The following is a 24,492-nucleotide window of genomic DNA, read 5'->3' on the forward strand; positions in this document are numbered from 1 at the left end:
TATACGGGAATAGTGTATGTTTGTTACATAATTCCCTTTTTCATGAAAAAATTAATAGTGTTAGGAGCCGTAATGTGTAGCTTTATAACTTTTGCTCAGTATGGGTATCGCGATGGAAATCGCATTGGTATTGCGGCTGGAGTCTCTCATTGTACCATTTTTACCTCAAGTTTTGATGCCAAATCCGGAATAGGTTTTGCAGGCGGAATGTCTGTTCGTGGTAATTATTACAACGATTGGAGCATGATTTATGGCATGCAGTTTTTTAATAGCCAATTTTCATTAGGGAAAAGCAGTCTTTATACACGTGAAACAGAATTTAGTTTACAAGGGGTGCAAATTCGATTGTTGTTTAGTTATAATATTGTACAAGATCATGTTTCGCTAGATTTTGGTCCCGTTCTTCAAGTCAATGGAAAATTGGCTGTAAATGCTTCCTCCAAAACGAATGTGATCAAATACGATGAAGTTTCTAAACAAGCGATTCGTGCTGAAGACATATTAGATGTATCCAATATAGGCGGTGCTTTTTATTTGGGTTTTTCAGCCGGGAGTAAAACCGTTCGTGCCCAAGTATTTTACCAATATGGTTTTACCAATCTTTTCAATAAACTCAATAAAAATACTGATCTAACCGCCTTAAATTCCAATGAAAATTTCAAAGGAAATTTAGGCACTATCAACGGTCAAATTGTCTTTAATTTATAAGATAAAGCCCCGATAATGTGTCGGGGCTTTTTTTATAAAGTAGCGTTTGCTTTTTGGATTCGTTTTTGAACTTCTTCTTTGCCCAAGAGTTCGATGATATCAAACAAGTGTGGTCCTTTTAAAGCGCCCACTAGTGCCAAACGTAAAGGCTGCATAATTTTACCCATACCAATTTCTTGGGCGGTCATCCACGATTTTAAGGCGTTTTCAATAGTTACCGATTCAAAAGGCTCGACAGCGCTCATTACCGAAAACGCTTGTTCCAAAAGGGAAGGCGTATCTTCTTTCCAGTTTTTGGACGCCTTTTCATCATATGCCGTGGGTGCCTCAAAGAAATAATCGGCCAATTCCCAAAACTCCGATACAAAGTGTGCGCGTTCCTTGATGAGCGCAACTATTCGTTCCAAATCGAAGGAATATGAAACATTTCTAGAGGCCAAATCTTTTGCAAATAAATCGGCCAAAACGGTATTGGATTGATGTTGAAGATACTGATGGTTAAACCATTTATTTTTTTCAGGATCAAATTTAGCCCCTGACTTGTGTACGCGATTTAAATCAAATTTTTGACATAATTCGTCCAAAGAAAACAATTCTTGTTCCGTGCCGTCATTCCAACCCAATAAAGCTAAAAAGTTGACCACCGCTTCAGGAAAGAACCCTTTTTCACGATAGCTAGCAGAAACTTCTCCCGTTGATGGATCGGTCCAATTCAATGGAAAAACAGGGAAGCCCATTTTATCTCCATCGCGTTTTGATAATTTACCGTTTCCAATAGGTTTTAATATTAAAGGCAAATGAGCAAATTCTGGCGCTTCCCAACCAAAAGCTTTGTACAATAAATGATGCAAAGGAAGTGATGGCAGCCACTCCTCTCCGCGAATCACATGTGACGTTTCCATCAAATGGTCATCCACGATATTGGCCAAATGGTACGTTGGCATCCCGTCACTTTTAAACAGTACTTTATCATCGAGTAGGTTGGCATCAAATTTTAAATCACCCCGAATAATGTCATGTAATTCCAAAATTTGATCTACAGGCGTTTTAAAACGAATAACATAAGCTTCTCCCGAAGCAATGCGTTTTTCAGTAGCTTCTTGGGTGAGCACAAGGGAGGTATCTAATTTTTCGCGATTATGCCAATTGTAAATAAACGTTTTTCCTTGTGCTTCGTGGTTTTTACGATGTTGGTCCAAGGATTCGGCGGTATCAAAGGCATAGTAAGCCCATCCCGATAGAATCAATTGATCGGCATATTGCTTGTACAATGCTTTGCGTTCACTTTGACGGTAGGGTCCAAATTTTTCATTTTTTCCTACGGTTTCATCAGGGGCAATACCCAACCACTCTAGCGCCTCAAAAATGTAAGCTTCCGCTCCAGGAACGAAACGATTTTGATCGGTATCTTCAATACGAAGGTAAAACGTACCTTGATTTTTTTTAGCAAATAAATAGTTGAATAAAGCCGTTCGAACACCGCCAATATGTAGTGGTCCGGTGGGGCTAGGGGCAAAGCGCACGCGTACTGGTCGAGCCATGGTAAAAATTTTTGGCAAAGATAACGCAGTTTTTCAATTCTTGACTTGGCAATTATTTAACTTTTGATGTAGCCCATTTTTTGTATTTTTAGCGGTTATTAACCATAGATTCACTATGACCGACGCATCGGCACTTATTTACCAGAAGCTGGAAGATTTTATTCGCAAGTATTACACCAATGCATTAGTACGTGGTATGTTGCTGTTTACAGGGCTTGGTTTGCTTTATTTTTTATTCACGCTTTTTGTGGAGTACTTTTTATGGCTGCAACCCGGTGCTCGAACTGTTTTATTTTGGGTGTTTGTTGGGGTAGAAATTTTTCTGCTTTCACGCTACATTCTTTTTCCTTTATTTAAATTGTTTAAGCTTCAAAAAGGAATCGATTACACACAAGCTTCTCAAATTATTGGCAACCATTTTCAAGAGGTTGGCGATAAACTAACCAATTTTTTACAGCTGGCCAACGATTCAAAAACTTCCGAGTTACTTTTGGCGTCTATTGAACAGAAAGCAGCCAATCTTCAGCCAATCCCTTTTTCCAAGGCTATTGATTTTTCGGCCAATAAAAAATACATTCCTTTGGCCGCCATTCCTGTTTTGTTGGTGTTATTTTTTATGTTAAGTGGGAAAAGTGAGGTGTTGACACAAAGCTTCAACCGTGTAGTGCATTATCAGGAACAATTTACACCACCTGCTCCCTTTGCATTTTTTATTACCAACAGCTCTTTGCAAACAGAACAAAACAAAGATTTTATTCTTCAGGTAGAAACCAAAGGAAAGGTCGTTCCCGAAAATGTGATGATTTTTTGGGATGATGAAAGTTATTTTATGGAAGCCACGGCCCCGGGGAAATTTCAATTTATTATCCCGAAACCCAAAGAAAACATCGAATTTCATCTAGAAGCGAATACCGTGCGTTCCAAAACGTATACGCTTGACATTGTCACCGTTCCTACGATTGCTAATTTTCAAATGGTGCTGAAGTTTCCTTCGTATTTAAAAAAACCGTCAACCACAATCAAAGGAACTGGAAACGCCATTGTTCCTGAAGGAACCACCGTTGTTTGGCAAATGCAAACGGTGGCTACGCAACAAGTGGTTTGGACCAATGGTCAACAGAAAGCCAATTTTATGCGAGATAATAATGCTTTTACATGGGCTAAATCAATTACTCAAAATACCGATTATCAGATTCTAACTTCAAATGCGAAAATACCCAATTACGAACGACTAACGTATCGTATAGCAGTAGTATCCGATCAATATCCCACAATTTCAGTAGGAAACGCCCCTGATAGTTTAAAGGTTGAAAAAAACTTCTTGTTAGGTCAAGTTAGTGATGATTACGGACTTACCAAGTTACAAGTCGTTTATTACCCCAAAAACAAACCTGAAACAGTTAAAAAGGCAATGCTTCCCGTGAAGAAGGATGTTTATGACCGCTTTATTTTTTCATTTCCAGGCAATTTAAGTATTGAAGCCGGTGTACCTTATGAGTATTATTTTGAAGTTTTCGATAATGATGCGCTACACAATTATAAATCAGCCAAATCCTCCGTTTTCAGTCATCGTGAAAGTACTGAATCAGAGAAGGCAGACCAATTATTGCAAGAGCAAAACAGTACCATCAATTCGTTAGAAAAGTCTCTGAAAACGCAAGAAAAACAGTTTAACGAAATGGATAAATTGCAAAAACTAGGCAAAGAAAAAGAGAGCCTAGAGTTTAAGGAGCAGCAAAAAGTAAATGATTTTCTTCAACGTCAAAAAAAGCAAGATGAGTTGATGAAGTCGTTCGCTGAAAAAATGAAAGAAAATTTGGAAAAAGTCAAGACCGATAAGAAAGACGAAACCAAAGAACTCTTGAAAGACCGCTTAGAAAAGGCCGATAAGGAATTTGATAAGAACAAAAAGTTGTTAGAAGAATTAGAACGTTTGAATGAAAAAATTCAAAAAGAGGAGTTGTTTGAAAAAATGGACCAGCTAAAACAACAGTCCAAAAACCAATCCAAAAACCTGCAGCAATTGGTTGAATTAACCAAGAAGTATTACGTTGAAAAAAAGGCGGAACAGATTGCAGACAAACTGGACAAACTCAGTGATAAGCAAGAAAAATTAGCTGAAAACGAGAAGGAAAATTCAGCGAATAAACAAGAGGATATCAACAAAGAATTTGACGAGGTTCAAAAAGAATTAGACGAATTGCAAAAAGAGAACAAAGAGCTAAAATCGCCTTTAGAATTGCCTAACATCGAAGCGGGTGAGAAGAATATTGAAAAGGATTTGCAACAGGCTAAAGAACAGTTAGACAAGAATTCCAAAGCGGGTGCTAAACCTAAACAAAAAAGTGCAGCTCAAAAAATGAAGCAAATGAGTATGGATATGGGCGCTTCTATGGAATCAGGCGAAATGGAGCAAATGGATGAAGATGTCGCGATGCTACGTCAAATCATTGATAATTTAGTGGCGTATTCTTTTTCACAAGAGGACGTAATGAAGCAATTTAAAGGGATGAAGCGTGGTTCCCCATCGTATAATAAATACCTAAAACAACAACAAGATTTGAAGCTTCAATTCAAACACGTTGACGACAGCTTGTTTGCCTTGTCTTTACGCAATCCAAAAATTGCAGAAGACATCACCAAAGAAGTGGGTAATGTACAATATAACATAGAGAAAGCACTCTCAACACTTGCAGATGCCAATGTCATGAAAGGGGCATCTCATCAACAATTTGCCGTTTCATCTTCCAATAAATTGGCGGATATGTTGGCGAGTATTCTCAATGGCATGCAAATGTCAATGTCGATGGCGGGTGCTGGAAAAGGAAAACCCAAACCAGGCCAAGGTTCGGGGATGCAACTGCCCGATATTATTCAAAAGCAAGAAGGCTTAGGCGAAAAAATGAAGCAAGGGATGAAGAAAGGGCAAAAGCCTGGCGAGGGAAAAGAAGGTGGTCAAGGAGAAAAAGAAGGCGGAAAAGAGGGTCAGCCCAAGTCGGGTCAACAAGGCAATAAACCCGGACAAGGCAAACAAGGCTCCTCAGGAAAACCAAACGGATCGGGTCAAAACGGTCAAGGCGAAGGCGAGGAAGGCGAAGATGGTGAGGGTAATGCGCGTGCTATTATGGAAATCTACAAGGAGCAACAGCAGTTACGAGACGCTCTGGAAAAAGAACTGAACAAACAAGGGTTAGGTTCACAAGGTCAAAACACTTTAAATCAAATGAAAGCAATTGAAAAACAGTTGCTCAATAAAGGTTTTGACAATGAAGTTTTGCAACGCATTTTAAATGTGAAATACGAGATGCTTAAACTTCAAAAAGCGATTCAACAACAAGGTGAAGAAAAGAAACGGCAATCTGAAACTAATTCTAAGGAGTATACTAATCCTTCAACTCCTTTGCCAAAGCGCCTTCAAGAATATTTAAATAGTATAGAAGTTTTAAATCGTCAAACCTTACCTTTGCGCGCTAATTATAGTCGTAAGGTGCAAGAATATTTGAAAAGCAATGATTAGTTTCAATTATGAATCTGACTTCTCTCTCGAAAACGAGTCGCAATTTGAGGCTTGGATTCAACAAATAATTCTTTCTGAGCAAAAATCAGAAGGTGAGATAAATTATATTTTCTGTGATGACGAATATTTGTTGGGAATCAACCAAAAATATCTTGATCACGACTATTATACCGATATAATTAGCTTTGATTATTCTGTAGCAAATGAACTACACGGCGATATATTTATTTCTACGGATAGAGTAGCTGAAAATGCCTTAACATACAACGTTACTTTTCAGCATGAATTGCTACGTGTTATGGCGCATGGCATCCTTCATTATTGTGGGTATAAAGACAAATCCGATGTAGAATCGCAGTTAATGCGCAATAAAGAGGATGAAAAAATAGCTTTGTTCCACGTGGAACATTGAATTTAAAGAACAGTAAAAAATAAATAACGTTCCACGTGGAACATTGTGAATTATGTTTTCAACGTATGATGTAATTGTGGTGGGTGCGGGTCATGCGGGCTGTGAGGCAGCTGCGGCTGCAGCCAATCTCGGGTCAAAGACGCTCCTTGTGACCATGAGCCTTCAGAATATTGCGCAAATGTCTTGCAATCCTGCGATGGGCGGTATTGCTAAAGGACAGATTGTTCGTGAAATAGACGCGCTCGGTGGGTATTCGGGCATAGTTTCAGACAAAACAGCAATTCAATTCAAAATGTTGAATAAGTCGAAAGGTCCCGCCATGTGGTCTCCGCGTGTGCAATCTGACCGTATGCGTTTTTCGGAAGAATGGCGCTTAATGCTTGAAAACACCCCTAATTTGGACTTCTATCAAGAAATGATTCGTGGACTTATCGTAAAGAATGGTAAAGTTATGGGCGTACGAACAGCCTTAGGTATAGAAATACATGCCAAAGCGGTTGTACTGACCAACGGAACCTTTTTAAATGGATTGATTCATATTGGAGAAAAACAATACGGTGGAGGTAGAGCAGGGGAGAGCGCCGCTACAGGAATTACGGAAGAGTTGGTTCAACTCGGGTTTGAAGCGGGACGCATGAAAACAGGAACGCCACCAAGAGTAGACGGACGTTCGTTGGATTATTCTAAAATGCGTGAGGAACCCGGAGACGATCATCCAGATAAATTCTCATATGCCGCTATAACACGACCGTTAACACATCAAAAACTCTGTCATGTGACCTATACTTCTCCTGAAGTACATAGTATTTTACGAGAAGGGTTTGACCGTTCTCCGATGTTCAACGGACGTATTCAAAGTATCGGACCTCGTTATTGTCCTTCTATCGAAGATAAAATTAACCGTTTTGCTGATAAGGATCGACATCAATTGTTTGTGGAACCCGAGGGATGGAATACCGTTGAAGTGTATGTGAATGGATTCTCTACATCGCTACCCGAAGACGTGCAATTTAAAGCTTTGCGAACCGTTGAAGGTTTTGAAAACGTAAAATTCTTCCGTCCAGGCTATGCGATTGAATACGATTATTTCCCCCCAACGCAATTAAAACACACCTTAGAAACCAAATTGGTAGAGAATTTATATTTTGCGGGACAAATCAATGGAACCACAGGTTACGAAGAAGCGGCCTCCCAAGGCATAATGGCTGGGATTAATGCCCATTTGAAAATTCATGAACAAGACCCCTTAATTCTCAAGCGCGATGAAGCGTATATTGGGGTGTTAATTGATGATTTGATTACCAAAGGAACTGAGGAACCCTATCGTATGTTTACTTCGAGAGCTGAATATCGTACGTTGCTTCGTCAAGACAATGCCGATTTCCGTCTTACCCCTAAAGCCTATGCTATCGGTTTGGCCGACGAGAGCCGTTATGTTCGAATGCAAGAAAAGTATTCAAAGAGTGACGCGTTATTAGACTATTTTAAAGAAACAAGTGTTACACCCGAAGAAGCTAACCCAATTTTGATTGAAAAAGGAAGCTCGCCGATGATTCAAACCGACCGGATGTTTAAAGTTTTCTCACGACCTCAAATTGATTTGAGTGACATTGTTCGTTTTGAAAAAGTGAAAACGTATATTGAAACCCATCAGTTGGATGCTGAAATTGTAGAACAAGCCGAAATACAATTGAAATATTCGGGCTATATTGAAAAGGAACGAAATAATGCTGAAAAACTTACCCGTTTGGAAGAAATGAAAATCCCAGACGATTTTGATTTTTATAAAGTTCATTCCTTGTCTATAGAAGCCAAACAGAAATTAACGGCCATTCGTCCAGTAACAATTTCTCAAGCTTCGCGAATTAGTGGTGTTTCACCGGCTGATATTTCAATCTTATTAATTTACATGGGGCGCTAATGTTTCACGTGAAACAAAAGGCTTTAACCCTTATCAATACTGGTATTGCATGAGTTTTTCTAAAGATAAATTTGTTTTTAAAGTTAAAGATCATTCTGTTTCTGGAGAGGAATTTGAATTGTGGATGGATAGGCAATGGGAGCTTTTAGTGACCCATCCTCAACCCACTCCAGAACAACTGCCTGCCTATTATGAAAGTGCCGATTATATTTCTCATACCGATGGGAAACGAACGCTTTTTGAAAAGGCATATCAATTCGTCAAAGGCATTGCTTTGGCTAACAAGTTGCAATTGATTAATTCGATGAGCCCGAAAGGGACCATTTTAGACATTGGTGCGGGTACCGGTGATTTTTTATTAACATGTAAAAATGACGGTTGGCAGGCAACTGGAATTGAACCTAGTGCTAAAGCAAAATCGATTGCAGAGTCCAAAGGAATTACCATGACCGCATCACAAAACGATTTGCCCGATCGTTCCTTTGATGTGATTACTATGTGGCATGTGTTGGAACATGTACCTGATTTGGAAGCACAACTACAATCGTTAAAGCGTTTGCTCAAACCCGAAGGCACGGTGATTGTTGCAGTGCCCAATTTTAAATCCTACGACGCCCAACATTACCAATCGTATTGGGCTGCATACGATGTGCCCATCCATTTGTGGCATTTTTCAAAAACAGCTATCGAAAAATTATTTGCGCAACAGACGATGCAACTCGTAAAGGTACTCCCCATGAAATTTGATTCCTATTATGTGAGTTTACTTTCTGAAAAGTATAAAACAGGAAAAATGAATTATGTGAAGGCTGTATGGATCGGATGGCGCTCGAATGTGAGAGCGAAACAAACTAAAGAGTATTCATCACACATTTATGTCCTAAAAAACATGAAAAACGTCAAATAAAAACGTATTTTCAACTTTTATTATCGTTTCCAAAGCACAAGGCACGCGATTTTTAAAACGCGCTTAAAACGGCTAAAACGAGGCCGTTTTTAATCAAGTAACCGTATAAATACGCCGGCAGCTATAAATATTACTTATATTTCAATCTCAAGGGAATAATGTTAAATATATCGAACGAAATATTTACTTTTGAGGCCAAATGAAAAAAACCATGATTATGAAAAAATTGTTTGTAGGAGTTATTTTGGTATTCGCCATGATTTCTTGCGAAAAAGCAACCGAAGCGAAAGAATTTAAAACAGCGTACATTGATACCAGTAAATTATTAGACGAATCAACAGAAGCGAATGATATCAAAGCTAAATATGAAGGAATAGCCAAAGAAAAAGGTTCGCGCATTAAAGTCGAAATCGATCGTTTAGAAGCCGAACAAAAAAGCTTTTCTATCAATGCACAAAAAAATGGACAAGCTTGGGCACAACAAAAATATGGTGAACTTCAGCAACGCGGTCAAGAAATTCAATATGCCGAGCAAATGTTGACGCGTCAGTTGCAAGGAGAAATGGGGATTGAAATGGATTCTTTAGTCAACACCTATCGTAAATCCATCAAAGATTACGGTAAAGAAAAAGGGTACGACTATATTTATGGAACAGGCGAATCAGCTACTGTTTTATATGCCAAAGACGCCTATGATATCACCAAAGAAGTAGTAAAACTTGTCAATGATAAATATAAATCAGGAGCAAAGTCAGATAAAAAAGCAGCGACTAAAGAAAAAACAGATAAAAAGTAATCCATGAATACTTTAAAGATAAAGCCCTATTTTTCAGGGCTTTTTTTGTTTGTCCTCAGAAGATTTCTATCTTTGTCTTTTAGTTTATAAGCCATGGAATCATTATCTACCGAAGCACACTACGCGCTCCAATTCATCAACCAAACCAATCGATCTGTATTTTTAACAGGAAAAGCAGGGACAGGAAAGACCACGTTGTTGCGTGAAATAATTACCAAAACCTACAAAAACACCGTCGTCGTTGCCCCTACAGGAATTGCTGCTTTAAACGCAGGAGGTGTTACGATTCATTCTTTTTTTCAATTGCCTTTTTCCGCTTTTATTCCGGATTATTCGATCCCAACGACCCAGCCTTTTTTAAAATTAGAGTCTCGAACAAGCTTAAAGCGTCATTTTAAATGGAATGGAACACGCATAGCACTTCTTCGTAACCTCGAATTGTTGATTATAGATGAAGTTAGTATGCTTCGTCCCGATATTTTAGATGCTATCGATTTTGTATTGCAATCGGTTCGACGTAACAATAAACCATTTGGTGGTGTTCAAGTACTCTTTATTGGTGATTTAATGCAGCTACCACCTATAGTTAAGGAAGTAGAATGGACCTATTTAAAAAAGTATTACCACGGAAAATACTTTTTTCACGCCCAAGTGTTAAAGCATTTTCCACCGCTGTATATTGAACTCCCTAAAATATTTAGACAAACCGATACAACCTTTATTAATTTGCTTAATCAACTGAGGAACAACACAATAACTAAAGACGATCTGTCGGTTTTAGCCCCATATATTCAACCTAATTTTCAACCTGAAAACCACTTAGGATACATTACCTTAACCACCCATAATGCCAAAGCCGATCGAATAAATACCCAAGCTTTGTCAAAAATTACCATCGAACCCAACGTGTATCATGCCGAAATAATTGGTGATTTTCCTGAAAAAGCCTATCCATTAGACCCCAACTTGATCTTAAAGGTCGGCGCACAAGTAATGTTTGTCAAAAATGATTTGTCTCAAGAGAAACGTTTTTTCAATGGTAAAATGGGCGTCGTAAAAGCATTATCAACTCATGAGATTATCGTTGAATTTCCTGAGGAAAAACGAACCATTGAAGTCGAAAAATACGAATGGCAAAACATCCGCTACACGCTCAATGAAAGTACCAAAGATATTGAAGAAGAAGTATTGGGAACATTTACCCATTATCCCCTAAAATTAGCTTGGGCTATTACCGTACACAAAAGCCAAGGATTAACTTTTGATAAAGCCGTTTTAGATGTCTCCGATGTGTTTTTACCCGGTCAAGCTTATGTTGCTTTTTCGCGTTTACGCAGTTTACAAGGTTTAGTTTTAAAAGCGCCCATCCAGTTGCAAGGCATTCATAATGACCCTGATGTGCTTGATTATGTAAGTCAAAAGTCGGAACCCGATCAACTTGAAGTTACTTTATCCCTTGAAAGCCAATCTTACCTCAAAAATTATGTGCTGCAAGCCTTTGATTGGGAGGAATGGCACCGTGTGGTAAAAGCACATCAATTATCGTATTTAGAATTGACCGATAAATCCCCCAAAGTAGCTTTTAAAATGTGGGCTCAAGAATTTGAACGTTCTTTATTGGCCATAAAAGTTCAAGCCCAAAAATTCCAACTTCAATTACGGCGAATTTTCGATGGCCAATGGGATTATCCGTTTCTCAAAGAGCGCCTCGATGCTGCAGTTGACTATTTTTATCCTACCTGGGAATCCATGGTTTATGGGCTTCTTTTGAAAATGGAGGAGGTTAGAACTCTTAAAAAAGTCAAAGAATTTCATGAAGAACTACTTCATTTAGAAACGGTTTCTCTTCAAACCATTCTACAAGCGTTCAAAGTACAACAATTTGTCACTTTAACCCTTCAAAACCAACCTGTAACGAAGGAAAACTTGGTGACCGAACGGCAAAAAGAGTTTAAACGTACCTTGCGCAAAAGAGTGTTGGAGGATTTCAAATCGTCTGGTTTTCAACCAGCTGAATTAGAAGAGGATGAACCGATTTATACACGAAAAAAATCGCCTAAAGTTGCCAAAAAATCAACCTATCTTATCACTTTTGAACTTTGGAAGCAATCCCTGTCTATGGAACAAATAGCGGCCGAACGCAAACTTACCCTCAATACCATTCAAGGGCACATTGCGAAGTTAATTGAACAAAAGGAGATTCAAATAGAAGAAGTCTTACCGAAAGATCGATTTCTTGGTATTATTGACTTGTTTCGACAACATCCCAACAGCACTTTATCTGAATTAAAGGAATTGGTGGGCGAAACAATCGGCTGGGAAGAATTGAAGTGGGCCAGAGCGGCATGGGTTAGCTAAGCCAATACACCCCAATAATCGCGGGAATAAAATACAGGGTAATATTTCTTGCCCCGTCATAATCTTTGGCCAAACGCTGGCCGATAAGCATTTCTAATAAGGCAATGCAACTAAATACAGCGCCCCAAAAGCCAAAGTTGCGTTCGCCATTGATATACAATTGCAAACAACCAATCGCGGCAAGAATACCCGCAATCAATTCGGTGACTAATAAAACACCCATTAATAACGCTACTTTATCTTTTACAGGACTGTTGGCAAAATAACTTTGCATCCCTTGTAAAGTGGTTTTCCAATGAAAAACTTTTTCATGTGACGACATTAAAAAGGTAATCGCCAAAAACAACAAAACGAAAAATGAAGCGGGATTGGTCATGGTTACGAATGTTTGTGAATGAGACGCGTAAGTTTTATCGACAAATCGGTGAGCACGATTTTGGCATTTCCATTTCGTTCGATTAAATAGGTCGCTTGTTCAAGTTCATGCGCTATTTCAACAATATTGTTGCCTGTAACAAAGGGCGCAAATTTTTCCAAAGCAAACCCTTGAACTTCAGGTTCCATATAAACTAAATCGTTTGCTTGGTAATTGAATACCAAGGCTTGACGAAACATTTCTAGGCAAAATAGTAAAAACCGCTTCTGGGTTTCACGACCCAAACCGGCAATTTCTTCACTCCAAGCAATCAAATCATGGATGGCTGTAGCATTTCCTTTGGCTCGAAAAGCGGCTCTCACCCATTGTACAAACCATTGTTCAAAGGGAAGATCTTCATCCTCTTTTCGCATTAATTTTAATGCTTTGGCATAATTACCCTGGGCTTGATGGGCAATTTTTTTGGCCGTTGATTCATCACATGATTCCTGTGAAATCAATGCTTCTTGAATCACAGCATCGGTCAGCGCGTTAAAATGTAATACTTGACACCGTGATCGAATGGTTTGTAAAACATCTTCTTCATGCTCCGCAATTAAAAGAAAAACCGTTTTATCGGTGGGTTCTTCCAACAATTTTAAGAGTTTGTTGGACGCTTCAATATTCATTTTATCAGCACTCCAAATAATCATCACTTTATAGCCCCCTTCATGCGCTTTTAAGGATAATAAACGAACAATTTCATGCGCATCTTCTACGCGAATAAATCCCTGCTTGTTTTTTACATCCAGTACAGCATACCAATCAAATAAGGTGCCGTAGGGGTTTTCAGTTACAAACTGCCTCCATTCACGCAAAAAATCTAAACTTTTGGGTTTTGATTTGACATCATCGGTAGTTACGGTAGGGTAGATAAAATGCAAATCAGGATGCCCCAACTGTTCAAATTTCAACTGACAAGCCGCTCGACTGGATTCATTTGAAGTGGATAGCGCCTGACAAATAATGTGTCGTGCATACGCAATCGCCATAGGTAAAATACCACATCCTTCAGGCCCAGTAAAAAGTTGCGCATGGGGAATACGACCCGAATCGGCACTTTTAAGTAAATGATTTTTAAGGTGTTCGTGCCCTAAAATTTCTGAAAACAACATAAGCAAATATAACTCAAATCTCGTTTTCTTCCCTTTTGTTGCCTAAAAAAATACAATATACAAACATAAAAACACCTTGTATGTGTAAGAAATTACAGTAATATAATAATAAAAAGTAATTTATAACGACAAAAGTATACACTTTATCGATATTTGTATATAATTTTGTCTTGTTGTTTTTCATGTTCAAAAAAGCAACCCCAAAAAAAGTGACCATGGATCAATTGTCAACATCCCTAAAAAAAATAATGCTACTTGGCTTTTTGTGCTCAGGTACTTTAGGCTACGCGCAATTGATGGTTCCGTTTAAATCACGTTTTGAAAAACATTTAAAGGGCGATTTAGTGGTCATTGCGAACAACATCGTAAACCGTAGTGATTTTAACAACCATGCCAACGATGCGTACTACAACCACACCAACCAAGCGTTGTTGAACGATGAGTTCTATATGGATTACATTGATATTGACAAAGAAGAAGCTACGTTTTCGTCCAGTAGTGCCGAATTGTATGTAGAAAATCCTTCGGGGAAGAAAATTGTTTTTGCGGGATTGTATTGGGCAGCCAACTACAAATATGAAGAAGGAGCCCAAAAAGGTTCAGAAAAGTATATTCCCGTCAATCCACAACGCAATGCTTTTACATCCGTCTTGTTGAAACTGCCTGGTTCAAAACAATATACTTCGGTTCAAGGGCAATTATTGTTTGATGGAATCAATTCCAAAGCAACCCAAGATATGGCTCCTTATGCCGTATTTGCCGATGTTACAAGTTTGGTTCAATCTTTATCCAATCCGTTTGGGGTATATACGGTGGCCAATATCAGAGCAACATTGGGAACGCTTTCAGGAGGTTCTGCGGCAGGATGGTCATTGTTTGTGGTGTATGAAGATGCCTCGTTGTCTGAAAAGTTTATTTCCCTCAATGATGGGTTTCTTTCGCTGAATCAACAACCGATTGATTTCACCTACATGGGATTCCATACGCCTGCTTCGGGAGAGGTTCGGGTGAAATTAGCCTTTGCCAATTTAGAAGGCGATAACACTTTAATTGGTGACCAAGTTTTGCTTGGAAATGCCAAAACAGGAAGCTTTTTACCGATTACCGATTCCCGTCGGAAACCCAATAATTTTTTCAACAGTAGTATTACCCTAGACGGGCAGTACATGATGAACCGATTTCCCGACAGTAAAAATACACTGGGATATGATACCTGTTTGTTTTCCATTTTTAATTCCAACAATCAATTGGTGCCCAACGATGCTCGAGAGGCTACGTTGCGATTGTTGTCTTCGGGCGATCAAAGTTTTGTTTATGTTACCGGAATGGTCGTCGATTCAGACAATCAACCGAAAGCAATCGAGAAAAAAGGACTCACGCAAATCCCGAATAAAAACGAGTACAAACTCACAGGAACGCAAAGGACCTTAAAATTTATCCCCGCAAATATTGATTTATTATCCGAAAACAACGCCAAAACAACTTCATCGTTTAACCGTTTTTGCCGTGATCAAGCGGTAGAAAGTCAGAAATCAACCGACATTCAAATGCTTAAAATATCTGGCGCCGAAGCCGCGTATTATTTGGTTACTGGTATTTTCAAAACGGAAGGCGCTGCCAACGAATACTATCGTTTTTTAAAATCTAAGGAGTTTGAACCGGTTGAGTTTACCAATCCGCTCAATCAATACCGTTACATTGCAATTTTAAAAACCCAAAGTCAAGAACAGGCAGTGATTAAGTTACTCAACAAAATGGAGGGAACGTATAAAGAGTGTATTCAAATTGTGGCTGTGAACAAAAATATTAACCAACTGTATGCTGACGCCGCTTGGAATATCAAACGCTTGGAAACCTCGAGAGTGACACAACAAGAAGAGGAGTCTGTAAAGATTCAATGGGCCAAGATTCCCAATGAAGACCAAGGATATTATATCATTGCCAATGTATTTGCCATTTCAGAGAATACCGATAATTTCATGAACGCCCTTAAAAAGAAAGGATTCCACCCCAAAAAAATGGTGAATACGCAAAACAAGTTTCAATACGTATACCTTAAAAAAGTTGCCTCCCAACAAGAAGCTCAAATTTGGGTGCAATCGCAAATGAATGGCCAATACCACGATAAGCTTTGGGTGCTTTCTGTCAATAATAGTAACGAAACCATTACCGATAATGATCATTAATTTTATTCTCTTCGGCTCGGTGCTTTCGATTAAAAATCGCCGTAACATGTTCCCCGAAATGTTTAAAAAAGTTCGGGAAAAAGTACGGTTTTAAGTCTATCGTAACCCTTCTTTTTATCCGATGAAAAGCGTTAAAAAATCGACCAATGCTTTTTGTCCTTTCCCCAACACGTTTATTTCGTTATATTTGCCACAAAATTTCTAAGTGTAGCATAAGCTGATGAAAACAATTAACGACTTCAATTTTCAGGGAAAAAAAGCTTTAATCCGGGTAGATTTTAATGTTCCTTTGGACAAACAATTTAACGTAACAGATACCAATCGTATCGAGGCGGCGCAACCCACCATTGCCAAAATTTTAGCCGATGGCGGTAGTGTGATTTTAATGTCGCATTTGGGACGACCTAAAGGAAAAGAAGCGAAATATTCTCTAGAACACATTGTAGCGACCACAGCAAAAGTATTAGGTGTTCCTGTGCAATTTGCCTCCGATTGTCGTGGAGCTATTGCGCAACAAGCGGCCGCTCAACTTCAACCCGGACAAGTGTTATTGTTGGAAAATTTACGTTTTTACCCAGAAGAAGAAGCAGGCGACGTTGCTTTTGCTCAAGAATTGGCTTCTCTAGGCGATATTTTCGTGAATGACGCTTTCGGAACGGCTCACCGCGCCCACGCTTCTACAACCATTATTGCGCAGTTTTTTCCTGAGGCCAAATGTTTCGGTAGCTTGTTGGCCAAAGAAATTGAGAGTTTAAATCGCGTATTAAAACAATCCGTAAAACCCGTAACTGCCGTCTTAGGAGGTTCAAAAGTTTCCTCTAAAATTACAGTTATTGAAAATATTTTAGACAAAGTCGACCACATGATCATAGGCGGTGGGATGACCTTCACCTTTATCAAAGCGCTTGGTGGAAACGTAGGCGATTCTATTTGTGAAATGGACAAACTCGATTTAGCGCTCGAAATTTTACACCAAGCGAAAATCAAAAATGTACACATTCATCTTCCCGTTGATGTGGTAGCGGCCAATGCATTTGCCAATGATGCTGCAACTCAAATTGTAGACGTTCGTCAAATTCCCGAAGGATGGCAAGGTTTGGACGCCGGACCGAAGTCGTTGGAGAATTTTAAATCCATCATCATGCAATCCAAAACAATATTGTGGAACGGTCCCCTAGGCGTTTTTGAAATGGAAAACTTTGCAAAAGGAACGATATCCTTGGGGGAATTTATTGCTGAATCGACGGCTCAAGGCGCTTTCTCACTCGTGGGAGGCGGAGATTCTGTGGCGGCCGTGAAGCAGTTTGGTTTGGAACCCAAAATGAGCTATGTATCCACTGGTGGCGGTGCTATGTTGGAAATGTTGGAGGGCAGAACCCTTCCAGGAATTCAAGCGATTTTGGACTAAATACCTGATTTTAACAATAAATAAGTAAATATTAACGTTATACGGTTTAGTTTTGCAAAACCTTAAGAGGTTGATAAATACACTATTAAAATTGATTTCATGACTTTAAAAAACCGAATAGCAACGCTTTTCTTTTGTGCTTCTGCCAGTATTTTTGCGCAAGAAACACAGGCGCCTCAAGCCAAACAAGATAGCGTTGTAAAACAAGAAATTAAAGTTTCCTTTCTCGATTCGATTAAAGCAACCTTTGTTCATGACGAAATGGCTTCCTGCATCGACAGCATGTGGATGAAAGAATTAACGTCATTGGATTTATACAACACCATGTTGGAAGATATCAAAACGGTTGATATTGACCAACCGGTGGATTATGAGTTGCCAACGGAGTTGCTGAAAGAGCGTCTTCGTCGTTTGGATGAAAAATCACCCTTCAATATTGAGTATAATCCTGGCCTTGAAAATATCATCAAGTCTTTTTTGAAAAACAGAAAAAAGCACTTTGAACGGTTGATGGGCGTTTCTCAATTTTACTTCCCCATTTTTGAAGAAGAATTGGCGAAAAACAATATTCCTCTCGAAATTAAATACTTAGCTATTGTAGAATCTGCGTTAAATCCGTTGGCGGTTTCTCGTGTAGGGGCTACAGGGTTGTGGCAGTTTATGTACCAAACCGGAAAGCAATACGGCTTGTCGATTACTACTTATGTAGACGAACGAAGTGATTCAATGAAAGCGAGTAAAGCCGCATCGCAATACATGAAAAACATGTATCAAATTTTTGGCGATTGGGATTTGGTCCTGGCGTCGTACAATTCAGGCCCAGGAAATGTTGCTAAAGCAATCCGTCGCTCGGGAGGGCAGCAAAATTATTGGAACATTCGTAAACATTTACCCAAAGAAACGCAAGGCTATGTTCCTGCATTTTTGGCCACTATGTATATTTTTGAATACCACAAAGAACATGGCATCACACCAAGTAAAGCAATTGCCAATCACTTTGCTACTGACACCATCCAGATTAAGCACCACATGACGTTTAAGCAAATTTCGGATTTGTTGGATATTCCTGTCAATGAAATTTCGTTTTACAATCCTTCCTACAAACGCAAAGAAGTTCCTGCCATTACTGGAGAAACGCATTACTTACGTTTGCCTAAAGACAAAATAGCGCTCTTTACTTCCAATGAAGAAAAAGTGTATGCCTATGTGAAATATGAGGAAAGCAAACGCGAGAAACCTTTTGAACGTTTACAACCACAGCGGGCCAAAGACACAAGCGCCATTGCTGCTTTAAACCGTGATTTTATTGCCCGAACACGATACCACAAAGTGCGTCGCGGCGATAATCTCACCGAAATTGCAGCCAAATATGACGTAACCGTTACCGACATCAAACGATGGAACCATTTAAAAAGCAATCGTGCACCTTTGGGACGAAACTTAAAAATTAAGATGCCGGAGGAGATTATCGTGAAGAATGTGAAAAACGAAGCGGTGAAAGATTCCACTCAAAAAGCCGTTGCCGTTCAAAACAACACCGCTGAGCCTAAGTATACCCTCACCTACAAAACCGAAAAAGTGGTAGTCAACAAAGACGTTATCAAATACCACAAAGTGAAGAGTGGTGATGTTTTGGGGGAAATTGCTTCCAAATACGACGTTTCGGTAGCCGACCTTAAAAAATGGAATAAATTACGCGGCACCAACATTGGCATTGGCGATCAGTTGAAAATTGTAAAAAATGAACGTGTAGTTACTACCGTTCGTAAGGAAGTTAAAGTTCCTGTAACCGAACGCACAGAAGATATTGCAGTACAAGAGAAAGTGGCAAAAATCGAGAAAATGCGAACCACAGGGATCAAAGATTCTACCCAATTGGTGAACTATTATGTGGTAGCCAAAGGCGATAATCTTTTTGGTATTGCCAAGAAAAACAATATATCTGTCGATAACTTAAAAGCGTGGAATAATTTGAAAGACAACGCGGTAAAAGTGGGAAGCCAACTCATTATTTCGGGTGAAGTAGCCGAAGTTCCAGTGGATGAAACACCCAAAAAAGAGTTCCGTACAGAAGAGTACGTTGTAGCACGTGGGGATAATTTGGGTGCAATTGCCAAAAAACACCGCACCACTGTTGATCAGCTAAAAGCGTGGAACGGAATCGCGGATAATAGTATTCAAGTGGGAATGAAATTGGTGGTCCAGAAAACAGAAATCAATAATGAAGAGACGCAATCGCGTGTGGCATCGTCAAAATCAAAATCAAAAGAGAAATTGTATCATGTACGCAAAGGGGATTCGTTATTCAGCATTTCTCAAAAATTCCCAGGCGTAACCATTGCCGATATCAAACGTTGGAACAACATCAAAGGCGAAAGTTTACGCCCCGGAATGAAGTTAAAAATCAACGGATAAATTTAAAATCTTACTACCTTTGGGGCTTTATTTCACACTATGAATAAAGCCCTTTTTTTTGGTTTTTTGGTTTCCTTGTTAGGCGTGTCGTGTACAGGAAAGCAATCCAAAAATGTTGCTGCAACAGTCACTAAGCCCAATCAAGTTTCGGTTTTAATTGACGACCAACTTTGGAATGGTGAAGTGGGCGACACCCTACGCAACAAACTCGCGACTCCGTTTTTGGGATTGCCCCAAGAGGAGCCGGTACTCACGTTGAATCAGTATCCCGTCAAATTATTGGAAGGGTTTACCTCCAACAGCCGCAATATTATTATCATCAAACGCGAGCCTAAGAGTCAGTTTCGGATAGAAGAAAATGAATACGTTAATCCGCAAATGGTGGTTCATATTTCCGGGCGAACGGTGCAAGAGCTGCTGGATTCCATTCAAAAAAATGATTCCCTAATCATTCAACGCATCAAAACCTCCGAAGTTCGGGTATACCAACAAGCCTTAAAAAACGATACCCTTCAAAATTTAACGCCGTTGCAAGAACGTTTTGGCATTACCATGGACGTGCCCGCGCGCTACAAAATGGTGATGAGTGGCAAACGTTTTTTTTGGTTAAAAAAAGAGATTACTAGCGGCAATTTAAGTTTGATCGTCTACCAATTGCCTTTATCCAAATTCAAATCGTCCAAAATCAGCACCCGTCGTATCATCAAAATTCGCGATTCCATTGGCCGCATTTATATTCATGGGGCTGTGCCGCGAACGTATATGATGACCGAAAAAGCGTTTACGCCCTACCAATTTGAAACCGAAGTAGCTGGGGTAAAAGCGATTGAAACCCGAGGAAGTTGGGAGTTGTCGCGCGAATTTATGGGCGGTCCGTTTTTGAATTATGCACTTATTGATAAGGCCAACAACCGCGTGGTGTTTATCGAAGGATTTTGTTATGCCCCCTCCAAAAAGAAACGCGACTTGATGTTTGAACTCGAGGCCATTATTCGTTCCACCCGATTTGTAAAAAAGTAGTATGGCATTAGCATTTAAAATAAAGCGATTTAACAAACTTTCTTTAGACGAACTATATGAATCTCTAAAACTCCGCTCTATTGTCTTTGTCGTCGAGCAAAATTGCGTCTATTTGGATATTGACAGCAAAGATCAAAAAGCATGGCATGTTTTAGGCTACGAAGGCGACACGTTGGTGGCCTATGCGCGGTTGTTTGCGCCAGGCGATTATTTTACCGAATCTTCGATTGGTCGTGTAGTGGTGCATCCTGACTTTCGGGGTATTCAAGCGGGACATGCTTTGATGAAAGCAGCTATGGCGGCGCTATATGATTTGATGGGGCCGCAACCCATTACGATTTCGGCCCAGTGCTATCTCGAGAAATTTTATGAATCGCACGGATTTGAAAGCATCAGCGAGCCGTATCTCGAAGACGATATTCCCCATGTGCGTATGCGCAAAAACTAAATTTTGGTAATCACGAGTTCCACTCTACGGTCATACTGAGGGTCTTTGCCCAACGGCTTGGTGTTTCCGTAGCCTTTGAAGGTCATACGATTTTTAGGCACGCGCCGAAAAACCAAATATTTGTATACCGCCATGGCTCGATTTTCAGAGAGTTTTCGTTTGCGGGTATCTTTGTCAATGGCTTCTTTTTGATTGGGCGGTGTACAGCACACATGGCCTTGAATTTCAAATTGTAAATTGCTATACCGCAACGTCAACAAAGCCACTTTATCCAATTCTTGTTTGGCTTTCGAAGTCAATCGGCTGCTTCCCTTTTCAAACAAAATATTATCCAAAATGATGTGATCGCCTACCACATGGTTTTTTTGCAAAATATTGTAATACCCTGGTAATACGAGTTTGGGCAACTCTCGTAGGTTGATTACGATGTCCACTCGTCGGTTTTTGGAACGTTTCTCAGGTAAATTAGCTACGATATCATCATCGATCAATACCTTTCCTTTACCTTCAATGGTCACAATAATCTTGTTGGTAATCCCGTTTTCGACCAATTTGGTTTGAATCGTTCCAGCACGTTTGTTAGAGAGTTTAAAATTGTAATCTTCTTTTCCCACATCGTCGGTATACCCAAAAATTTGGATGGATTCAATGCGTGTCGAATCGGTTCCTTTAACAAAAGCCACCATATCCTTTACTTGCTTATCATTGACCTCGGCTTTGTCAAAATCAAAATACACCGAATGCACAATTTCTTCTTGCGCCAATCCTTTTCCCCAAGAAAAAAAGAGCAATAAGACTAAATAACGAGTCATCATTGTAATATTTTTTGATATTCCGAAGGATTAGCGAGCAATTGGGTAGCGCGTGCAATTTCACTGTTGTTTTTCACATAGTATTGGTACAACCCTTCTTTGTATTGGTAACGGCGAATCAATTCGTCTAAAATCAACCGTTTGATTTCTTTTCGGTGTTTATCGAGCAAGGCTTCTTCACTTTTTTGCAAAGCGGCAAATAAGACATCGTATTGGGCTTTGATTGATTCGTCGATTTTCTCTTTTTTAGCTTTCTCCAACGTCGCTTTTAGGGCCAATTCGGTTTCGGTATCAAAGCTAATTTTCTCTTTTTTCAAAAACGCTTTAAAGTCGACATAATCGGCATCTGTGAGCGCAGGAATAGCATTTCCCACGTTGGGATTACGGTAATAATACGCCGTGGCATAGTTGAAAATGGCATCATTTTTTTGTAAAACCTCGGCAATGGTGCTCATTTTGGTTTCCTCCATTTCAATATCGGGTTGGATACCCCCGCCATCATACACGGTACGTCCCTTTTTGGTTTTAAACGCATTGTATTTTTCGGCTTTTTGTGCTTTCCCATCTTTGTCTTTACGACCGTAATCCAACGCTTGAATACAGCGTCCCGAAGGCGTGTAATAGCGTGAAATGGTCACTTTCACTTGGGTTCCATAGGTCATATCCAACGGACGTTGCACCAATCCTTTTCCAAAACTACGACTGCCAATAACCACCGCACGGTCCAAATCTTGTAGGGCACCCGAAACAATTTCAGAAGCCGAGGCACTTTTTCCATCGACAATAATCGCCAAGGGAATGGAAAGATCTACGGGTTCCCGCGTGGTTTTGTAGGTCGCGTTGTATTTCTCGTTTTTCGATTTGGTGGTCACAATGGTTTCGCCTTTGGGGACAAACAAACTGCAAATATTGACCGCTTCATTCAACAATCCCCCGGGGTTGCCGCGCAAGTCTAGAATAATTCGCTCAGCGCCTTGGGCTTTCAATTTCTCCAGCGCTTCTTTGGTTTCCGTTGTGGTTTTGCGGTTAAATGCCGATAACACGATATAACCCGTTTTGGCATCGACCATCCCAAAGTAGGGCACGGCGTTGATTTCGACTTCATCCAATACAATCGTGGTCTCCATGGTTTTTCCTTGGCGCAGATATTTGACAGCCACTTTTGTGTTTTTGGCGCCTTTCAACAACTGCGAAGCATCGTCTTTAAAGTCGGCCAACAACACATCGCCAATTTGAATAATAGCATCCCCCGCTTTGAGTCCCGCTTTATCGGCGGGATAGCCTTTGTAGGGCTCCTTGATGATTAACTTATCTTCTTTGCGCGAAATCATTGCCCCAATACCCGTGTATTCTCCGGTATTGTTGATTTTGAACTTCACCACATCTTGTTCGTTGAAATAGTTGGTATACGGATCCAAATCGGCCAACATGCTTTTGATGGCTTTGTCCATTAACTCGGCGGGATTGACCTCATCCACATAGTTTTGGTTGACCGTTTTAAACAGTGTAGTAAAGATTTCAATCTGTTTGGCAATTTCAAAAAAATCGTCTTTAAAACTGCTGCCCACAAACAACATACCGGCAGCAACAACGGGCAGGACATACCTTTTTTTATACTTTTTAAACATCTTTTTCATTTTTTTGGGTGCTTTGGACTTTCTCCCATTTGGCAAATAAAAGTTGCGTTTTTTCTTCAATTTCTGCAAACGGCAAACGGTCGCGGGTTTGGTAAAAAAACAACATCACTTGGGGTTCCACGAGCTGTTCTTTGATTTGGTGTTGGTGTTTACGATAACATTCGCGCAATACCCGTTTGAAATAGTTGCGATCGACGGCTTTTTTGAAATATTTTTTAGAAACCGAAACGGCTATTTGCAACGGCACTTTATTCTCGGGCACCGAGAGAAACACTAGGCGCAACGGATATTGTCCCACGCTTTGTCCCTCCGTAAAAAGCCGTTCAATTAGTTTTTGCCGCTTGAGTTTTTCCGATTTGGGATAACTAGCCGTCTTTTGTGTTTCCAAAAGTTATTTCGAATTATAGACGTTATACACCATTTTTAAATCGCGGTAATTGATGTAAAATTGCATGCGTCCCCCTTCGTCTTTACGGGTTACCAACAAAACCACACACATTTCCCCATTATTATCTAAACATTCAAACCCAAGGGTTTCTTCTTTATCGTTGGCAATTTTATCATAATAAGCGGTGATGCGGTACAATTGCAAGTCTTTGGAATGCACCACAATCCGGTCTTTATCACCATCGAGGGTAATAACCACATCGGCGGGTTTAAATTCTGACCATTCCGACCACTGCCCTTTTTTATCCCGATCCATAATACTTAAACTGCTGGCTTTAAAGCGGTATTTCTGTGCCGAAACCGGTTGCATTACCGCCAACAAAAGCCCTAAAAGCAAGAGAAGTCGTAAATATTTCATCCTGAAAAAATTATACGGTGTAAAACTACAAATTCTAATTTAGAAAATATGTCTTTACTAAAACGATAAGA

The 24,492-nt window shown here is 39.7% G+C and carries 19 protein-coding genes; 12 read left to right on the forward strand and 7 right to left on the reverse strand.

Annotated elements, in window-relative coordinates; all coding sequences use genetic code 11:
* Nucleotides 1–42 precede the first annotated feature (42 nt).
* A complete protein-coding gene (locus tag Q0037_RS10430; protein WP_297517996.1) occupies nucleotides 43–708 on the forward strand; it encodes a hypothetical protein in 666 nt (221 codons plus the stop codon).
* A 32-nt stretch (nucleotides 709–740) separates the two neighbouring features.
* Here the strand turns inward: Q0037_RS10430 and gltX are convergent, their stop codons facing one another.
* Nucleotides 741–2,249: a glutamate--tRNA ligase gene (gene gltX, locus Q0037_RS10435; protein WP_297517998.1), complete on the reverse strand. Its 1,509-nt coding sequence runs from the start codon at nucleotides 2,247–2,249 to the stop codon at nucleotides 741–743.
* Between the two features lie 115 nt (nucleotides 2,250–2,364).
* On the opposite strand from gltX, the gene Q0037_RS10440 reads away from it, so the two are divergent.
* The 6 genes from Q0037_RS10440 (at nucleotide 2,365) to Q0037_RS10465 (ending at nucleotide 12,160) form a co-directional block, all read left to right on the forward strand.
* Nucleotides 2,365–5,766 carry a DUF4175 family protein gene (locus Q0037_RS10440; RefSeq protein WP_297518001.1) on the forward strand — a complete coding sequence of 1,134 codons (3,402 nt, stop codon included), beginning with the start codon at nucleotides 2,365–2,367 and terminating at the stop codon, nucleotides 5,764–5,766.
* A complete protein-coding gene (gene ybeY / locus Q0037_RS10445) occupies nucleotides 5,759–6,178 on the forward strand; it encodes an rRNA maturation RNase YbeY (protein WP_297518004.1) in 420 nt (139 codons plus the stop codon). The genes Q0037_RS10440 and ybeY overlap by 8 nt, the downstream gene beginning before the upstream one ends.
* A 52-nt stretch (nucleotides 6,179–6,230) precedes the next feature.
* Nucleotides 6,231–8,099, forward strand: coding sequence for a tRNA uridine-5-carboxymethylaminomethyl(34) synthesis enzyme MnmG (gene mnmG / locus Q0037_RS10450; protein WP_297518007.1), 1,869 nt, complete (start codon nucleotides 6,231–6,233; stop codon nucleotides 8,097–8,099).
* Nucleotides 8,100–8,148: 49 nt separating this feature from the next.
* The gene (locus Q0037_RS10455) at nucleotides 8,149–9,006 is read left to right on the forward strand and encodes a class I SAM-dependent methyltransferase (RefSeq protein WP_297518010.1); all 858 of its coding nucleotides are present in this window, start codon (nucleotides 8,149–8,151) and stop codon (nucleotides 9,004–9,006) included.
* Nucleotides 9,007–9,223: 217 nt separating this feature from the next.
* Nucleotides 9,224–9,802, forward strand: coding sequence for an OmpH family outer membrane protein (locus Q0037_RS10460; RefSeq protein ID WP_297518012.1), 579 nt, complete (start codon nucleotides 9,224–9,226; stop codon nucleotides 9,800–9,802).
* 93 nt (nucleotides 9,803–9,895) lie between these two features.
* The gene (locus Q0037_RS10465; protein WP_297518015.1) at nucleotides 9,896–12,160 is read left to right on the forward strand and encodes a helix-turn-helix domain-containing protein; all 2,265 of its coding nucleotides are present in this window, start codon (nucleotides 9,896–9,898) and stop codon (nucleotides 12,158–12,160) included.
* Here the strand turns inward: Q0037_RS10465 and Q0037_RS10470 are convergent.
* Together Q0037_RS10470 and Q0037_RS10475 are read right to left on the reverse strand one after the other, a co-directional pair.
* Nucleotides 12,153–12,536, reverse strand: a complete 384-nt coding sequence (locus tag Q0037_RS10470) for a DoxX family protein (protein WP_297518017.1) — start codon at nucleotides 12,534–12,536, stop codon at nucleotides 12,153–12,155. The genes Q0037_RS10465 and Q0037_RS10470 overlap by 8 nt on opposite strands.
* A 2-nt stretch (nucleotides 12,537–12,538) precedes the next feature.
* On the reverse strand, nucleotides 12,539–13,690 hold the full coding sequence (locus Q0037_RS10475; protein WP_297518020.1) for a DNA polymerase III subunit delta': 1,152 nt from the start codon (nucleotides 13,688–13,690) through the stop codon (nucleotides 12,539–12,541).
* 215 nt (nucleotides 13,691–13,905) lie between these two features.
* Here Q0037_RS10475 and Q0037_RS10480 point away from each other — a divergent pair, with 215 nt between their 5' ends.
* The 5 genes from Q0037_RS10480 to Q0037_RS10500 all read left to right on the forward strand — a co-directional run bounded on the left by Q0037_RS10480 (nucleotide 13,906) and on the right by Q0037_RS10500 (nucleotide 21,167).
* On the forward strand, nucleotides 13,906–15,876 hold the full coding sequence (locus Q0037_RS10480; protein ID WP_297518022.1) for a hypothetical protein: 1,971 nt from the start codon (nucleotides 13,906–13,908) through the stop codon (nucleotides 15,874–15,876).
* Between the two features lie 220 nt (nucleotides 15,877–16,096).
* Nucleotides 16,097–17,284, forward strand: coding sequence for a phosphoglycerate kinase (gene pgk / locus Q0037_RS10485; protein WP_297518025.1), 1,188 nt, complete (start codon nucleotides 16,097–16,099; stop codon nucleotides 17,282–17,284).
* A gap of 99 nt (nucleotides 17,285–17,383) precedes the next feature.
* On the forward strand, nucleotides 17,384–19,699 hold the full coding sequence (locus Q0037_RS10490) for a LysM peptidoglycan-binding domain-containing protein (RefSeq protein WP_297518028.1): 2,316 nt from the start codon (nucleotides 17,384–17,386) through the stop codon (nucleotides 19,697–19,699).
* Nucleotides 19,700–19,738: 39 nt separating this feature from the next.
* Nucleotides 19,739–20,719: a DUF4837 family protein gene (locus Q0037_RS10495; RefSeq protein ID WP_297518030.1), complete on the forward strand. Its 981-nt coding sequence runs from the start codon at nucleotides 19,739–19,741 to the stop codon at nucleotides 20,717–20,719.
* A gap of 1 nt (nucleotide 20,720) precedes the next feature.
* Complete coding sequence (locus tag Q0037_RS10500; protein ID WP_297518033.1) at nucleotides 20,721–21,167, forward strand: GNAT family N-acetyltransferase; 447 nt, start codon at nucleotides 20,721–20,723, stop codon at nucleotides 21,165–21,167.
* Here Q0037_RS10500 and Q0037_RS10505 read toward each other — a convergent pair.
* Genes Q0037_RS10505 through Q0037_RS10520 form a run of 4 tightly spaced genes read right to left on the reverse strand, consistent with a single transcriptional unit; the run spans nucleotide 21,164 to nucleotide 24,421 of the window.
* Nucleotides 21,164–21,982: an OmpA family protein gene (locus Q0037_RS10505; protein WP_367274092.1), complete on the reverse strand. Its 819-nt coding sequence runs from the start codon at nucleotides 21,980–21,982 to the stop codon at nucleotides 21,164–21,166. The two genes, Q0037_RS10500 and Q0037_RS10505, sit on opposite strands and share 4 nt — an antisense overlap.
* Nucleotides 21,979–23,607 carry a S41 family peptidase gene (locus Q0037_RS10510; RefSeq protein WP_297518093.1) on the reverse strand — a complete coding sequence of 543 codons (1,629 nt, stop codon included), beginning with the start codon at nucleotides 23,605–23,607 and terminating at the stop codon, nucleotides 21,979–21,981. Before Q0037_RS10510 ends, Q0037_RS10505 begins: the two co-directional genes overlap by 4 nt.
* Nucleotides 23,600–24,004, reverse strand: a complete 405-nt coding sequence (rnpA, locus tag Q0037_RS10515; RefSeq protein ID WP_297518035.1) for a ribonuclease P protein component — start codon at nucleotides 24,002–24,004, stop codon at nucleotides 23,600–23,602. Before rnpA ends, Q0037_RS10510 begins: the two co-directional genes overlap by 8 nt.
* 3 nt (nucleotides 24,005–24,007) lie before the next feature.
* Nucleotides 24,008–24,421 carry a hypothetical protein gene (locus Q0037_RS10520; RefSeq protein ID WP_297518038.1) on the reverse strand — a complete coding sequence of 138 codons (414 nt, stop codon included), beginning with the start codon at nucleotides 24,419–24,421 and terminating at the stop codon, nucleotides 24,008–24,010.
* Nucleotides 24,422–24,492: the final 71 nt, after the last annotated feature.

The sequence above is a fragment of the Flavobacterium sp. genome (assembly GCF_027482425.1).
In the GTDB taxonomy this organism is placed as follows: domain Bacteria; phylum Bacteroidota; class Bacteroidia; order Flavobacteriales; family Flavobacteriaceae; genus Flavobacterium.